This is a genomic window from Psychrobacter sp. AOP7-B1-25 (genome assembly GCF_052376195.1).
Lineage (GTDB): Bacteria > Pseudomonadota > Gammaproteobacteria > Pseudomonadales > Moraxellaceae > Psychrobacter.
This window is the reverse complement of record NZ_JBQSVK010000027.1, coordinates 1-16,686: the sequence shown is the minus strand read 5'-3', so window position 1 is coordinate 16,686 and position 16,686 is coordinate 1. Positions and strand designations below refer to the sequence as shown.

The 16,686-nt window shown below is 40.9% G+C and carries 12 protein-coding genes; 10 read left to right on the top strand and 2 right to left on the bottom strand.

Features of this window, described 5'->3' with window-relative positions; all coding sequences use genetic code 11:
- The first annotated feature begins 616 nt into the window (after nucleotides 1-616).
- The 4 genes from ACT3QR_RS13480 (at nucleotide 617) to ACT3QR_RS13465 (ending at nucleotide 4,459) form a co-directional block, all read left to right on the top strand.
- Nucleotides 617-1,024: a RidA family protein gene (locus ACT3QR_RS13480; RefSeq protein WP_444521839.1), complete on the top strand. Its 408-nt coding sequence runs from the start codon at nucleotides 617-619 to the stop codon at nucleotides 1,022-1,024.
- 27 nt (nucleotides 1,025-1,051) lie between these two features.
- On the top strand, nucleotides 1,052-1,723 hold the full coding sequence (locus ACT3QR_RS13475; protein ID WP_444521838.1) for a DUF1028 domain-containing protein: 672 nt from the start codon (nucleotides 1,052-1,054) through the stop codon (nucleotides 1,721-1,723).
- Between the two features lie 26 nt (nucleotides 1,724-1,749).
- A complete protein-coding gene (locus ACT3QR_RS13470) occupies nucleotides 1,750-2,718 on the top strand; it encodes a LysR family transcriptional regulator (protein ID WP_444521837.1) in 969 nt (322 codons plus the stop codon).
- Between the two features lie 223 nt (nucleotides 2,719-2,941).
- The gene (locus ACT3QR_RS13465; protein WP_444521836.1) at nucleotides 2,942-4,459 is read left to right on the top strand and encodes an amino acid ABC transporter permease/ATP-binding protein; all 1,518 of its coding nucleotides are present in this window, start codon (nucleotides 2,942-2,944) and stop codon (nucleotides 4,457-4,459) included.
- A gap of 305 nt (nucleotides 4,460-4,764) precedes the next feature.
- On the opposite strand, the gene ACT3QR_RS13460 is transcribed toward ACT3QR_RS13465, so the two are convergent.
- Nucleotides 4,765-5,514: a class II aldolase/adducin family protein gene (locus tag ACT3QR_RS13460; protein ID WP_444521835.1), complete on the bottom strand. Its 750-nt coding sequence runs from the start codon at nucleotides 5,512-5,514 to the stop codon at nucleotides 4,765-4,767.
- A 209-nt stretch (nucleotides 5,515-5,723) separates the two neighbouring features.
- Between ACT3QR_RS13460 and ACT3QR_RS13455 the strand changes: the two genes are divergently transcribed.
- Entirely contained in the window at nucleotides 5,724-6,590 is an 867-nt protein-coding gene (locus ACT3QR_RS13455; protein ID WP_444521834.1) for a transporter substrate-binding domain-containing protein, read from the top strand.
- 79 nt (nucleotides 6,591-6,669) lie between these two features.
- Nucleotides 6,670-7,545, top strand: coding sequence for a phytanoyl-CoA dioxygenase family protein (locus tag ACT3QR_RS13450; protein WP_444521833.1), 876 nt, complete (start codon nucleotides 6,670-6,672; stop codon nucleotides 7,543-7,545).
- 321 nt (nucleotides 7,546-7,866) lie between these two features.
- Here ACT3QR_RS13450 and ACT3QR_RS13445 read toward each other — a convergent pair whose 3' ends face one another.
- Nucleotides 7,867-9,276: an aminotransferase-like domain-containing protein gene (locus ACT3QR_RS13445; protein ID WP_444521832.1), complete on the bottom strand. Its 1,410-nt coding sequence runs from the start codon at nucleotides 9,274-9,276 to the stop codon at nucleotides 7,867-7,869.
- A 135-nt stretch (nucleotides 9,277-9,411) separates the two neighbouring features.
- Between ACT3QR_RS13445 and ACT3QR_RS13440 the strand changes: the two genes are divergently transcribed.
- The 4 genes from ACT3QR_RS13440 (at nucleotide 9,412) to ACT3QR_RS13425 (ending at nucleotide 16,016) form a co-directional block, all read left to right on the top strand.
- Nucleotides 9,412-10,812: a cytochrome ubiquinol oxidase subunit I gene (locus ACT3QR_RS13440; RefSeq protein ID WP_444521831.1), complete on the top strand. Its 1,401-nt coding sequence runs from the start codon at nucleotides 9,412-9,414 to the stop codon at nucleotides 10,810-10,812.
- 8 nt (nucleotides 10,813-10,820) lie between these two features.
- Nucleotides 10,821-11,831, top strand: coding sequence for a cytochrome d ubiquinol oxidase subunit II (gene cydB / locus ACT3QR_RS13435; protein WP_444521830.1), 1,011 nt, complete (start codon nucleotides 10,821-10,823; stop codon nucleotides 11,829-11,831).
- Nucleotides 11,832-12,294: 463 nt separating this feature from the next.
- Entirely contained in the window at nucleotides 12,295-14,058 is a 1,764-nt protein-coding gene (locus tag ACT3QR_RS13430) for a sodium:solute symporter family protein (protein WP_444521829.1), read from the top strand.
- The gene (locus tag ACT3QR_RS13425; RefSeq protein WP_444521828.1) at nucleotides 14,055-16,016 is read left to right on the top strand and encodes an oxidoreductase; all 1,962 of its coding nucleotides are present in this window, start codon (nucleotides 14,055-14,057) and stop codon (nucleotides 16,014-16,016) included. Before ACT3QR_RS13430 ends, ACT3QR_RS13425 begins: the two co-directional genes overlap by 4 nt.
- The last annotated feature ends 670 nt before the right edge of the window (nucleotides 16,017-16,686 follow it).

Genomic DNA, 16,686 nt, shown 5'->3' with positions numbered 1-16,686 from the left:
TTGCCTTCGAACGCTTTGAGTTTGAGTATCTCCATGCTCTATTTTATGCCATGTAGCTAATATACTTATACCTGACCACCAAACATTGTCTCTTTCTCTATATCTACGCGGTAATCGCTCCTGCAGCCCCACCAATAAATACACTTTCTTGCCAGTACTATTCAACTCTGATGCCATCTTTACGCCTGAAGATCCTGCACTAATAATCAGCTAATCCTTAACTGGTTTTAACGATAGATCCTGTTGTCTTCTTTTTCAATATTTTTTTGCTTCTACGCCAATCTCTACTACGGCATCAATAATGTGAGAGTAACGCTCAAAACAGTCTGCCATTTCATCCCACTTTTAAGTCCCGCCTTCGAGTTCTTCATAACTCAGCAATTCTACTTTCTTCATATCAAATGACTAATTTTTGCTTTATCTAAAATAACAATTACATGTCCTAAATTCCTACCTTAAAAGACTGAATCAGCTTGATATGGCTGAACCTAATCATTGGAAAGGAAATCTCAATTTGCCTTGAAATTGATTTGCTACATACTGTTTATAAGGCAACAAAGCACGATTTAATTGTTAAATCCCAGCCATCTTATTTGAAGCTGCTACGAGGTAGTCCATGAAACACACACGTATTCGACCCTTTAATACCAAAGACACTTACCCTGAACAAAATATTGATAACGATTTATGCCAAGCGGTTGTGGCAAAAGGTAGTACGGTCTTCCTGCGAGGGCAAATTGGCCAAGATCTGGAAACTACTGAAAGCGTTTGTATTGGCGATGTCAAAGGTCAAACAGAACAGGCGATGTACAACATTGATATGTTGTTAAAAGAGGCGGGTGGCACGTTAGAGGATATCTGCAAAATCACCATTTACATCATAGATCCTAGATACCGTGAAGATGTTTATCGTGTGGTTGGTCGTTGGCTAAAAGGCGTACATCCTGTATCTACCGGTATTGTGGTCTCTGCACTGGCGCGCCCCGAATGGCTCGTAGAAGTAGATGCCACCGCTGTAATCTAAAATCATAATTTATATTAAGGATGTACGATGACTTTTTCTATTATTGCGCGATGCACAAAAACAGGACAGTTGGGTGCGGCGGTTAGCTCTTCATCACCAGCAGTGGCGTCTAGATGTATTCGTGCTAAAGCAGGTGTTGGCGTGGTTGCCAGTCAAAATATCACTGATCCTAACTTGTCACAAATATTGCTTGAGATGATGCAATACGACTTAACACCAAATGATGCGGGGCAAGAACTGATAAAAAGCACCGAGTTCATTCAATATCGTCAATTAATGGCATTAAATACAACGGATACACCTTTTGTGTTCAGTGGTGAGCATACTCTAGGTACACTTTCTACGGTTGTTGGCAAACACGCCTCTTGCGCTGGAAATATGCTATCAAACACCACCGTACCAGAGGCTATGCTAAATACTTTTGAAAAAAGTGAAGGTGCGCTTGCTAGTAGATTGCTTGAGAGCTTAGTATCAGGCTATAACGCAGGTGGAGAAGAAGGGGATGTGCACTCTGCAGGGATGTTGGTCGTTGATAAGGCCGCATGGCCGATTGTAGATCTTCGAGTAGATTGGTCAGAGACCCCAATAGAAGATTTACAGCAACTGTGGGACATTTATGAACCTCAATTAGACGATTATGTTGTAAGAGCTTTGAATCCAACTATTTCACCAAGTTATGGAGTACCTGGAGACCTGTAAATATTATTTAATAAAAAGGATTTATCGTGTTAAGTCGAATCACTCTACGTCAAATGGAATACTTTGTCACCACAGCAGAAAGTGGCAGTATTATCATCGCTTCTGAAAAGATCCATATCTCATCTCCGTCGATATCAGCGGCGATAGCACATATGGAGGCTGAGCTCCATGCTCAGTTATTCATTCGCCAACATGCCAAAGGGTTGTTATTGACAGAAATTGGTGAGCAAGTGAAAGATGCTTGCAAAGTAATTCTCGCTCAATCTTCTGACCTTTATGCGATGTCGGCTGATTTTACTGGCGTAATGCGAGGCAAAATTAAGGTCGGGTGTTTTTCATCTTTTGCGCCTTTTATTTACGCCGAAATCATACATGGATTTGCAGATTTATATAAGCAGATCGAATTAGAAGCCGTCATCGAGGATCACCATGAGTTATTACAAGAGCTGATAAAAAACACGTTAGATCTTGCATTGCTGTATGACTTACATATCGATGAAAACCTGATCAACTTTATGCCACTAGCAGATTTACCGCCGTATGTTCTATTGGCTGAATCTCATCCATTGGCCAAACACAAAGCCGTTACGTTAGAAGAGCTCACTGAGTATCCGATGATACTGCTAGACATGCCATATAGTAATGATTATTTTCTCTCTCTTTTCCGTACTAAGAATCTAAAACCTAATATTAAAGAAACCTGTAAATACGTTGAGGTTATTCGTTCCATGGTAGGGAATAATATTGGTTATACCATTCTAAATGTTCGTCCAAAGACAGAGTTTTCTGCTGATGGTAAAAAGCTCGTTATGGTTAGAATATCAGGAGATGTTCGCCCCATGAAAATAGGTATTGCGACGCCTAAGAACGCCAGACTCACCAATGTTCAACAAGCCTTTTCTAGTCGTTGTCAGGCTTTTATCTCCAATCAATATATACCCGGTATGAGCGTTTCTTATTTTTCGGAAGCTCATATTAGAAATGAAAAAGAATGAAAAAACTCAATAGCACTAGAATCGTATTCAGTACGGAAGCTGAACTATTTTAACAGTATTTCGACGCTCTGATTTTAGTTTGTGGACAGGGCTCAACCGAGGTTATATACCAACCCAATGAACACCTTGCTACTGGTTGATTAAGATCTCGTAGCAGCTTTCTAAGCAGGCATATTGAAACATTGTCACAACTCAGTTGTTAACTAATTTTAGAGGATACATTATGCAATTTGATTGGGTATATACGTTTAGTTTGTTAAAAGACACAAACTTTTGGTACGCCACTTTAACGGTTATTGAGCTAAGTGTTTTGGTGTGGTTTTTAGGTATTATTATAGGTTTCGTATTGGCATTGGGTAAGAAGTCTAAGGTCAAGCCCATTTCATTATTGAGTAGAACCTATATATGGTTATTCCGTAGTATTCCTTTATTAGTATTGCTTATCTTTATTTATAGTATGCCGCAGGTATTTCCACAATCTAGCTTTTTACTATCATCGTCATTTATTTCAGGTTTGATTGCATTAACCTTATGTGAGTCAGCTTATATCGCTGAAATTCATCGTGGCGGTCTTAATGCGGTGCATCAATCGCAAGTAGAGGCGGGCAAGGCGTTAGGTATAAAACCAATAGGCATTCGACGGTTGATTGTGGTGCCACAAGCATTACGAATTGCCTTACCTACACTGAGCAATGAGTTTGTAGTCATCGTAAAGTTAACTTCGTTAGTATCCGTTATCTCTTTAACCGAGATTCTACTGGTTGGGCAACGACTGTATTCTCAAAACTTCTTGGTACTTGAGACCATGTTAGCCGTTGGTTTTTATTATGTACTTATCGTCACTGTCTTTGGATTTTTAATTCAAAAGTTTGAGGAATATATAGATATCACAAGAAAAAACCCACCAATATTAAAAGAAGGTGAACTGGTTAGTAGTATCACTACCAATAAATCTTTGAATAACTATAAAGAGATAAATAACGAAAGAAAAGGCGACTATGCGCTTGAGGCCATTGATATCCATAAATCATATGGTGATCACCATGTATTAAAAGGCATCGATTTAAAAGTAAAATGGGGTGAAGTGGTATCGGTTATTGGACCATCAGGATCAGGTAAAACCACATTTATTCGCACCTTAAACAGCCTAGAATCGCTAAATAAAGGTACAGTTAATTTAATGGGCAATCCATTCTTAAAAGATACCGTACTAACCGATAAGTCTAAGCCTTTTAAAGAACAAATCGTACATATTGGCATGGTCTTTCAAAACTTTAACTTGTTTCCACATAAAACAGTTTTAGAAAACATTATGCTAGCACCTCAATATCACAAAATGTACGACAAAGGCGTTAACCAGTTAACAGCGATTGCAATGCTCGACAAAGTAGGTATGAAAGCACATGCTAAAAAATACCCACATCAATTATCAGGTGGTCAACAACAGCGTGTTGCTATTGCAAGAGCGTTGGCCATGGAGCCATCAATCATTTTGTTTGATGAGCCAACATCAGCATTAGATCCAGAATTAGTGAGTGAAGTACTAAAGGTCATGGAACAGCTCGCCAAAGAGGGCTTAACCATGATTATTGTGACCCATGAAATGAGCTTTGCCTTTAACATCTCTGATAGAGTGATATTTATGGAAGGTGGTCATATCATAGAGCAGGGATCTCCTAAAGAGCTAGAGAACAGTACAAATGAGCGATTTAATCAATTTGTACAAAACATTGAGCAGTAATTACAGTTATTATTAAAACTAAAAGCAAGTCGATATATGTATATCGGCTTGCTTTTTAGTAGTACGCTGGCGTGTTCATAATCCAGCATATTCATAATACCATCAGTGAACGACTAAATTGCTACGGCGTAGTCCTTCTTTAAATAAAGGACTAAGTGTACACACAATCTGCAGTCGGCTGTCTAGTACTCATTTAAGCACTCTTTGGCTATAGCATCAGCATGACCACACAACTGGCAATCATTAAGACATTAAAAAACCACCTATTTATAGGTGGTTTTTTAATGTACGCCAAGCAATATAGGTTATTCAATAAAATCAGGCTCTTGTGCTAACAACAGTCTTTTGATTTCTTCAAGGTGGGCTTCGCTAAAATCCTCAATAGACTCCCAATCTTGAGCGGTCTTCTCTGCGATGTCATCGGGGATGATATTTAAGGGTTGATTGGTAGCATAAGCGGTTGCTAAGACCTGACAAGACCTTTCAATCGTATACATATCATCAAACGCCACACCAATACTGTGTGAGCCGATTAATATCCCGTGATTGCCCATCATTAGACGACTATGATTGCCCAATAAGCCTGCTAATCGCTTACCTTCTGCATTGGTATCAGCCATACCTTGATAGCATCTATCGTAATTTACGCGATTGAAATAACGTGCCGTATTTTGATCAATAGGTTTAATAACAGGGTCTTTTAACGTAGATATGGTGGTTGTATAAATAGGGTGTAAATGCAGCACACATTTAATATCAGGCCTTGATAGATGAATTTGACCATGTATGGCCCATGCGGTCGGGTCTATTCTTGCCAACAGTTCTTCATCGGGATTATTGGTATCCAATAATATTAAGTCACTGGCTTTAATGGTTGAGAAATGCTGCCATTTTGGATTGATAAGAAACTTGCTACCGTCTTCAGACACGGACGCACTGAAATGATTGGCAACCGCTTCATGCATATTTAGCCTTGCAAACCAGCGAAAACAAGCGGCAAGGTCAATACGTGCCTGCGCCTCAGAGTTCATAGAGTTGCTTATTGAGTTCGTCATAAAATACTCCTATGGGTGTAATTAATACTATACAGAGAGTATTGAAAACAGCACTGTGTTTTTAAATAGGATTTACATTAGTAGTGCGTAGGTTTTTCAAAATTGCTTTTAATAGACGCAATTTAGTATAACTAGGGTATGCCCTGTTAACGTTATCAGCACCATTGATACTGTTGTTCAAATTCACCAACCCTTTAGGAATGAATACGATGAAACAACTGAAACTTATATTACTCTCTATCACGGCAGGTTTTGCATTAACTGCTTGTTCGAATGAAACATCCGCTAGCAATGCAGAAAGTAGTGACGCCACATCTGCAGATGCAAGTGCCAGTGCTGATAAGCAGATAATTACCATAGGATCGGATATGACGTTTCCGCCTTATGAGTATCTAGATGAACAAGGAAACCCAGGCGGTATAGACGTAGAAATCATGGCCAAAGTGGCTGAGCTTAATGGTGCGATCACGCCTAAATGGGAAGATACAAGATGGGCAAACCTAATTCCTGGCTTAAAAGGTGGTAAGTTTGATGTACTTTACTCGTCAATGTATATCACCAAAGAGCGCCTAGAACAAATTGATATGGTTCCTTACTACAAAACGGACATCTCTTTACTCGTACGCAGTGACTCGGATATCGCACCTGAAGGTGCAGACGACTTATGTGGCGAAACGGTTGGTACGATGAAAGGCACGGCATTCTCTACTCAATTGGGAGAAATATCTCAAAAATGTATCACACAAAATAAGCCTGCCATTACCATTAATGAGTATGAAAGCTCACCTCAAACCACACAGGCACTATTGTCTAGAGCAGTTGATATTCAATATGATGATGCGGCCGTTATGAAAGCAGCAGCGGCAAAATTGAGTGAGCGAGTTAAGGTGACCTCTACACAAGAGTTCTATCCTATCGTTGGCGGTATCGGCATCAAAAAAGGCGACACAGAGACCTATAATATTATTGCAGACGGCATAGAACAAATGAAGGAGTCTGGAGAGTTAGAGCAAATACTAAGTGTCCATGGGCTGACAGTTCCAAGCCAAGCAGACATTGACCAAACCATGAATTAATCGACTATCAGTCAGACCAAAAGTAACGATGTAGCAAATTTATTGGTATTTTACTATAAACAAATAGAAGGAATTCAATATGTTAACGAGCGAACAAATCCAAAAGTATTATGATGACGGTTATTTGGTTGTAGAGAATGCCATTGAGGCTGCTGAGCTGACGGACCTGTTGGGTGAGATACAATCGTGGATCGATGAAAGTAAGACCCATACCGAAGCGTGGGGAGCGACACTGGACGGCAGAGCAAGGTTTGATGTTGATCCAAAGGATCATAGTGCCGACAATCCTTCTTTAAGACGTGTTACATCGCCGACAGAAATATCTGATAAATTCTCTGATATGGCACTTAAATCTACCATGTCAGAAATGGCAGGTGATTTGATTGGTGGCAACGGCACACGATTTCATCATAGTAAAGTCAATGCTAAATTGCCTAATACATCTACCACCGTTAAATGGCATCAGGACTTCCCATTTACGCCTCACACCAATGATGACATGCTAACCGCATTACTCATGATCGGAGAGGTTACATTAGAAAATGGACCGCTGTTGGTAGTACCTGGTAGCCATAAAGAAGAGTTGTTTTCGCATTGGGAAGACGGCAAGTTTGTGGGTAAGGTGAGTAATGAAGTAGAAAGCGAGAAATGCCAACAGTTTGTACCCTGTATTGGTAAACCCGGTTCGATCTGTTTTATGCATAGCAGATTGCTGCACTCATCTGGCCCTAACAAAAGCGATTTGCCAAGATATTTGTTTATCTCTGTTTATAACGCAGAAGATGCACATGCACTATCGCCAAACCCTTTACCAAGCAAGCATGAAGGCGAGTTGGTAACAGGTGTCGCTAGCGGCAAAGTTAGATTAACAGAAAATAATATCCAGCTGCCTGAAGTACCTGATGGCGCCTCATTTTTCACTCAGCAGGAAATGGCAGCTGCAGCTATGGGTTAATCTAATTATAGATTGAAATATAACGCTAAATCATTATTAAAAAGGCAGATACTATTAACAGTATCTGCCTTTTTAATAATAGACAAAACAATGAAATATCAACTTATCATCAGATAATAGCTAAATTCAACGCAAACCGAACTAACGCCATGTACTTGTAACTATATAGCCTTTATTAACCCATAGATAGTGATTAACTATTAGAAACAATGGTTTACAGTTAAATTGTCAAAGGCTTGTTTATTACTTATATTGGCAGCGTATCGCAACCGAACCCAATTTATAAGCGGGTTCATCGCTAGGCTTAACGTTAAAAAAAGCCTATTCAAGTAGTACCTCAAATAGCTTTTTGACAGCGGCTTTCCTTTGTTCGGTCAACGGATGGATATAGCTTAAACGTAAAAAATTTTTATATTGACCAGATGCCGAGAAAAGTGAGCCGGGTGTCATTATTACGCCTTGCTCTAATACTTTATTATAACTGCGCTGAGTGTTAATGGTTTCATCTAACTCTATCCACATAGAAATGCCACCTTGGGCGTGGGTATAGCGAATTTTGTCACTCCAATGAGTATCTAATAAGGTCATCAGCTCTCTTTGTTGTTGCTTTAGCGTATTGACCTGTTGAGCAATGTAACGTCGGTAATGACCTTCCTCTAAAAATGTTGCCAAGCCCTGCTGAGTGGACTCACTAGAGGAGAGCTGGGTAACCAGTTTCAATTGAGTAATCTTGTCGTGCCACTTACCACCAAACACCCAGCCAATCCTTAAATCTCGCGATAAACTTTTCGAAAAAGAGCTGCACAGAATAACTTGTCCGTTAGGATCGAATTTCTTCAATGGTTCTGCGGTAAAAGGCGGAAAAGCCAAATCCCCATAAATATCGTCCTCTATGATGCAAAAATCTTTTTCAACCGCTAGATTGATTAATGCTCGGCGGGCTTTTTCGGGCATAAACGCCCCAGTGGGCGTGGTGTAATTTGGCGACACAATACAGGCTTTAATCGGCCATTCTGTTATTTTTTTAGCTAAATCTTCAACGCTCAAACCTTCTTCAGGGTCAGCAGCGACCTCGATAATTTTCAGTTTGAGTTGCTCCATGATTTGCAGTACCCCATAAAATGCAGGTGATTCTACTGCCACAGTATCACCGGGTGAGCACGTTGCCATGAGAGCGATGAATAAAGCGTGTTGGCAACCACCAGTAATACAGACCTGTGAGGGATCTAGGTCCAAGGCGCGGTGTTGATAATGAGTCACAATAGCGTATTTTAAGCGCATATCGCCACTTGAGTCATTGTAATATAGCGCTTTTTTAGTGGGTCTAGAGCGTAATGCTTTGCTCAAGTGTCGGTTCAACGTGATGAGGTGGTTCGCATCATGAGTATCACCCACCGTGGGTAAAATATCAAAGGCAGCACTGCGTGTCATAATGTCTTTTAAGATAGCTGGAACGGTCACCTCTCTAGGAGCGGCAGGGGGATTAATACGTTTTGGTGGTAGACGATCGCCTAATGTGACTGCTTTGACAAAGTAACCTGATTTTGGTTTAGAAAAGATCAATCCCTCTGCTTCGAGTCGATGCAAGGCATGTAGTACCGTGGCTTTAGAAAAGCCCAAGTTCTGGCACATTTCTCGGACAGAAGGAAGTTTTCCGTTTGGCAAAAAATGGTTGGCTTTTATGTCTTTGCGTAACAAGTCTTCCAACTCTAGGTATTTAAACTGACTCATAACTGAGCTTTTATTAATTAATCTGTACCTATTCTAAATTAATTTATTGTGCCTGTTCTATATTTTTTAAAGTCTTACACTTAACAACGTAATTATTTTTTACTTTCTGACAGTGTAGAGGGTAGGCAGGGCACAATGATTGACTTAAATGCTATTGATTTGGCGCGAATACAATTCGCGTTCACCGTCTCGTTCCATATTGTTTTTCCCGCTATTACCATTGGTCTTGCCAGTTATCTGGCCGTATTAGAAGGTTTGTGGCTGTGTACAAGAAAGCCGATTTACATGACTTTATGCCGATTCTGGATGAAAATATTTGCTGTCAATTTTGCCATGGGTGTTGTTTCTGGCATTGTGATGGCGTACCAATTTGGTACCAACTGGAGCCAGTTTTCTAACTTTGCTGGGTCCATTACTGGTCCGCTACTGACTTATGAAGTGATGACGGCTTTCTTCCTTGAAGCTGGATTTTTGGGTGTTATGTTATTTGGCTGGAAAAAAGTCGGTGAAAAGCTACATTTTGCCTCTACTATTTTGGTCGCTATTGGAACCTTAATCTCGATGACCTGGATTTTGGCATCTAACAGTTGGATGCAAACCCCTCGAGGTTACGACATTGTTGACGGTCGCGTTGTACCTATCAATTGGTTTGAGATCATTTTTAACCCTTCTTTTCCTTATCGTTTGGTTCACATGGGCTTGGCGGCTTTCCTAGCAACTGCTTTGTTGGTCGGTGCTTCTGGCGCGTGGCATTTGCTGAAAGGCTCTCATACACAAGTAGCGAAAAAAATGTTGTCCATGGCAATGTGGATGCTGCTTATTTTGGCACCTTTGCAAGTTATAGTTGGTGATCAACATGGTTTAAATACTTTAGAGCATCAGCCAATTAAAGTGGCTGCAATGGAAGGGCATTGGCATCAAACTGAAAAAGGTGAAGGCGTTCCGCTGGTCTTGTTTGGTTGGCCGAATATGGAAAAGGAAAGAAACGATTTTGCTATTGAGATTCCTAATCTTGCTAGTTTGATTTTGACTCACTCTTTGGATGGAGATATTCCACCGCTCACTTCTGTCGCATCAGAAGACCGTCCTTATGTTCCTGTGGTCTTCTTTAGTTTTCGCATCATGGTAGCGCTTGGAATCTTGATGATTATTCTAGCCGTTACCGCATTAATTCTGCGTAAAAAGGGAAAAATCTATGAGAAAAAATGGTTTCTGCGCTTCTGTGTGGCGATGGGGCCATCTGGCTTAATCGCCATGCTTACAGGCTGGTTTGTTACAGAAACAGGTCGTCAGCCTTGGGTAGTTTATGGTTTGCAACGCACTGTGGATGCAGGCTCGCCCAATAGTATTACCGCCATGAGTCTGTCATTGCTGATTTTTGTATTGGTGTATATCTGTGTTTTTGGTGTAGGCGTGCGCTACATGTTAGCGCTAATTAGCAAAGGCCCAGCAGACGATTATTCACTTGAAGACGATGAGCATTTGAATAAACGCCCAGCCCGTCCGCTGTCTGCCGCTGATGGCGTAGAAATTTAGGAGACAGTATGATGTATTTTGACTTACCGACGATTTGGGCCTTTGTCATCGGCTTTGGTTTGATGATGTACGTGTTCTTAGATGGCTTTGATTTAGGGGTTGGTCTGCTGTTTCCTTTTATTAAAGACAAACATGAACGAGATATTATGGTGAACTCGGTGGCACCTGTTTGGGATGGTAATGAAACTTGGCTTGTATTGGGAGGCGCAGGCTTATTGGCCGCGTTTCCTGTGGCGTATTCGGTGATTTTATCAGCCTTGTATGGGCCAATTCTGCTGATGTTATTTGGTTTGATCTTGCGTGGCGTCGCCTTTGAATTTCGCTTTAAAGCTAAAGAGTCTCATCGCCCAATGTGGGACAAGCTATTCTTTGTTGGCTCTTTAATGGCCACCTTTGCTCAGGGTGTGGCAATGGGGGCTGTAATTCTTGGATTTCAGGTAGAAAATTTCGAGTTCGCTGGCGGTGGATTGGATTGGCTAAGTCCATTTAGCCTGTTTACCGGTTTTAGTTTGTTGTTTGCCTATGGGTTACTTGGTGTCACTTGGTTGATCATTAAAACAGAGCACGGTTTACAGAGAAAAATGCGTGCATTCATTAAACCATTAACTTTATTGCTCGCAGCTTGTATGTTTATCATCAGCATTTACACGCCAATGATTAACGAGAATGTACGAGATTTATGGCTTAACTTGTCGAACATTATGTATTTGGCGCCTTTGCCGATTTTTACTGCGACTTTTGCGTTGTTGCTCATGGGAGCGGCGCATTCCAAAGATGAATATCGTGCTTTCATATGTACGTTATGCATGTTGTTTCTAGGTTATTTAGGATTATGTGTCAGCCTTTGGCCCAACATTATTCCGCCGAGTATTACGATTTATCAGGCCGCAGCACCAACGTCTAGCCTTAAATTCACCTTAGCCGGCGTTGTGTTTATTGTGCCTGTTATCCTGATCTATACTTTTTGGTCTTATCGAGTGTTTCGGGGCAAAGTTGCAGATACCGACGGTTATCACTAAAAAGTAGATAGCAAAAGGGCTGGTGTTCACAGTGAGCCAGCCTTTTCTATGAGTAAATTTGGAGAAAAGTACGATGAAAAAACTCTTCATCAGTATGTTTTTGATGTCTTAAGAGTGAAAGTCTGCTGACTATATTACAATTAATTGTCACGCCGTTTTGTTATATGAACAGTAATAGCGGTTTACAAGATAAACAAAGTTTGCTTAAATGAATTAATAATATGAAATTGAGTTTTGCTTAGCGGAACTATACAATGTATCGTATATTTTTTAAGTATTTTGAGTCTGTGAGTGAATGCAGACCTAAATTTGTTATAAAGCAATATTCAAGTGATTATTTTATCAAGGAAGATAAATAATAAGGTCTATTGACAAATAGATTCAACTTATCAAGGAAGAAAGCAATGAAGTTTATTAGCAAATTACTTTCAATATTAGTAATAACTACTCAAGAGGATATGACATGAATATATACTTTTGGGGGTTGGTTGCTAGTATTGCTATTTATCTATTAATAGGCAACTATGCCGGACGCAAAGTACAAGGGCTTGACGATTACTATGTAGCAGGGCGAAAGGCACCTACACTATTGATTGTTGGTACTTTAGTAGCCAGCTTTCTCAGTACTAACGCTTTTCTTGCTGAAACAGGGTTTGCTTACGATGGTTATGCCATTTTGATGCTAGCACTAGTGGCAGTCAATACTAGTGGCTACGTTATAGGAGCACTATTTTTTGGACGTTTTGTGCGACGTAGTAAGTCATTAACTATTCCGGAATTCTTTGCTAAACGTTTTGATTCACGGGCGATACAGGTTTTGGCTGGTTATACAACTGTGATTGGTCTAACTGCGTATTTACTTGCCGTCACCCAAGGTGCTTCGATCTTAATATCAGATGTGGTAGGAATTCCTTACGGTATCGCTTTAATCATGGTTTGGTTGGGTTATATAGGGTTCACCCTGTACTCTGGGTCTAGTGGTGTAGTACTGACTGATACTATTATGTTCCTACTATTTACAGTGGTTTCCATCATTGCACTACCTTATATTATTGGTGAGGGAGGCGGTTGGAACGCTACGCTAACCGCGTTAGCTACTTCTGAAGCCAAGCCTGGGATTATTGCTTGGCACGGATTAACGGGGGAAGGGGCCTTATGGTCTTCTGGAAAAGAGGCGATTATTTGGGCCCTTGTTCTAGGAGCATCTTGGTCACTCGTACTAGCAGTCAGCCCATGGCAAACAAGCCGTTACCTAATGGCACGAAGTGAGCACGTAGTAGTACGTTCAGCCTGTATCGCCGGGCTAGTACTTGCGGCCATTTATGTAGTTCTGATGTTCAGTGGCGCAGCTGTAAACCTTGCCAATCCAAATCTCTCTCCTTCTGAACGCATTATGGTTTGGGCCGGTATGAATATGATGCCTGCGTTTATTGGCACTTTGCTAATATCAGGAATCATGGCTGCTGCACTATCTTCCTGTTCGACCTTTCTTTCGCTCATTGGCTTCAGTGTTACCAACGATATTATTGATTCGAGGCAATGGAACGAGCAAAAGACTTTGCGTCTGAGCCGCTATATTATGTTTGCAGCAGCGCTGATCAGTTTAATTTTAGCTTACATACAGCCACCAGCAGTGATGTGGATAACCTATTTCGCGGGTACCTTATTTGCTTCTTCTTGGGGTCCTGTAGCATTTATGAGTATCTGGAGTAGCCGCATTAGTGCCCCTGCTGCTTTCACTGGAATGCTAGTTGGCTTTATTGTTAATATTGGTACCAAACTAATGGATACTGCCGGTATCATTTCATTATCTGTATACATGGATCCTTTCATTTTAGGTTTTATCGGCAACGTAGCTTCTATTCTTATAATATCTCGTTTAACAAAACCAACTGCTATCTCTTTAAGCTATTTCAAAGCTATTCATCAGACACCAGAAGAAGAATTCAATCCGGTAGAGGTTAAGCAAACTTTGATCTGGCCGATAGTTGTAATGATCTCTGGACTAGCCATTGCGGGACTGCTACTTGTATTCTACGCTGTTCCCTATGCCGGAGCCATGGGCCGTGAGTTCAGTATATTTAGCGGCGAAAGTTTGCTATCACTTGGCTACGGCCTATCAGTATTCTGTGTGGGCTTACTAGCATTTTGGCAGGTAAAACGTGTTTATGGTCGAAAAGCTGCACACGCCACAGCCAACAAACAATTAATGGAGGCTAATCTATGAGTACTCAAAAGCTCTTCCCAACACTTTTTTCGCCGTTTAAAATTGGTCAACACACGATACCTAATCGTATAGTTTTCACAGGTCATGACACTTGCTTACCAGAAAATGGTACGGTAAACGACTCACTTATTGCATATCTTGAGAAACGTGCTCGGAATGGTACTGGCTTAATTGTACTGCAAGTCTCAGGGGTACACGAAACTGCACGCTACACATCTCACTTATTAATGGCTAATGAAGATGAATGCATTCCAGGTTATAAACGCTTAGCTGAAGCATGTAAGCGACACGGTAGTGTGGTTTTTGCACAACTGTTGCATCCAGGCCGAGAAATCATGGAGTCCGCCGATGGATTAAAGCCTGTAGCCTACTCCGCTTCTAGTACTCCCCAAGAACGCTTCCATGTCATGCCTCGAGCACTTAATCAAAGCATGATCAATGAAATTATCACTAGTTTCGGTGATGCAGCTAAACGTATGCAGCAGGCAGGTATTCAAGGTGTAGAAATTCTTGCTAGTCACGGCTATCTACCGGCTCAGTTTTTAAGCCCAAAAGTGAACAATCGAAATGATAAATACGGTGGTAGTTTTGCTAACCGGATACGTTTCCTTGAAGAAATTATTATTGAAATTCGTTGTAGGACCGGAGATGAGTTAGCAATAGGCTTACGTATTTCTTGTGATGAGCGCGATGAAGATGGTATGAGTGAATGGGATGCAATTGAAGCCTTAAAGCATCTAGAAAGCAAGCTTGACTATGCTAGTATTGTCGCTGGCACCTCCGCATCATTAGGTGGAGCTATACATATCGTGCCACCTATGACACATGAGAATGCCTACCTTCAAAAGGAATCTCTAGCGCTACGTGCAGGGTTATCTTTACCCTTAATCCTTACTGGGCGTATTAACCAACCGCATGAAGCTGAAGCTGTAATACGTTCAGGAGCTGCAGACTTGTGTGGTATGACTCGAGCGCTGATTTGCGACCCAGAGATGCCAAACAAGGCCATGAAAGACGATGCTGATGGCATTCGTGCTTGTATAGGCTGTAATCAAGCTTGTATTGGCCGGTTTCATCGCGGACTACCTATCTCATGCATACAATATCCTGAATCAGGTCGTGAACTACAGTATGATAATATCGGTACCGTAGTACATCCTCGTCGCGTTGCAGTAATCGGTGGTGGTCCAGCAGGTATGAAAGCGGCTGTTGTAGCAGCAGGTAGAGGCCACCATGTTACTCTCTATGAGGCTAGTTCTAGGTTAGGGGGGCAAGCTAATCTTGCTCAACTGTTGCCACACCGTGCTGAATTTGGCGGTCTTGTTACTAACTTACAAGAAGAGCTTAAGCGTAGTCAGGTAGAAGTGATAATGCAGAAAAATGTTATGCCAGAAGAGCTATTTGAGGCGGGGTATGAGCAGATATTAATGGCAATAGGCGCCAAACCTTATAGTCCACCTTTGGAATGTATGGGCAGTCTATCAGTCATTCAAGCTATTGAGTTGCTAAGTGCGAACACTTTACCTGGAGGCCATGTGGTGGTCTACGATAGCAAGGGTGACTGGATCGGCGTTGGCATCGCGGAAATGCTAGCAAAGTCAGGTGCAAAAGTTACGTTAGCTGTTAATGGCCTACATGTCGGTGAAGCACTTCAGAGTTATGTCCGTGATAGTTCGGCGGCTAGGATACATAACCTCGGTATAGAAATAATAACTTATGCCCGAGCATTCGGATTTGACGATGACACAGTTTATTTCCATCATACAGCAGGCGGTGAACCAATAATTTTGAATGGAGTCGATCATTTAGTATTATCATGCGGCGGAATGCCTAATACATCTCCCGAAGATGAGGATTGTTGGAAAGGTTTACCCGTTACTCTTATTGGTGACTGTCTCGCTCCACGCACTGCTGAAGAGGCTGTTTATGATGGTTTAAAGTCCGCTATGGATATTTAGATGTTGCTTTTTCTAATAAAACTCTCTTATCAGTCAAGCACATTACTATTGTTTTTAAGAGAGTAAAGTATGCTGAAAAACTGGACAATTCAAAGTTATTAAGAAAAAAATAGCTGTCAAGAAAGACTATGGCGTACTTCCAAAGTACAGTTAACGAAGTACGCTTGTACGTAAGGTAATTAACACCTTTTTAGTATCACATTTATATAAGGTATATTAAATATAAAATCATTAAGCCACTAGGATTGCAGTCGATTTAAAGTGAGTGCTGCTAATTATGATAAATTGCTCTATCCGAGCGTGTTAGATCAGAAGCTAAATGTTCATCGTCCTAATTAGGCTTGGAATAGCATTATCGATTATGTTTATACACATGTAGTCTAGCTACATTTTATATAAAGTAATTTTTCCGAACAAAAGACACTAATTAAATAGAACTAAGATGCCTGATTTAATTTGCACATATCTAAATTTTGAAATGACTAACATGTTTTAGCAAAAAGCTAATGCCTCCTTTTATACCGAAATATTCTAAGAACCACATCCAATATTTTCAGCAAGAGCTTGCAGTTTAGCGACCATTTTCAGTGCATACTCATCCGCTTCCCAGTTAGCACTTGGCACACTGGCATTAAGCGAATAAGCGTATTGCCCAGTTGCGACATCAAAC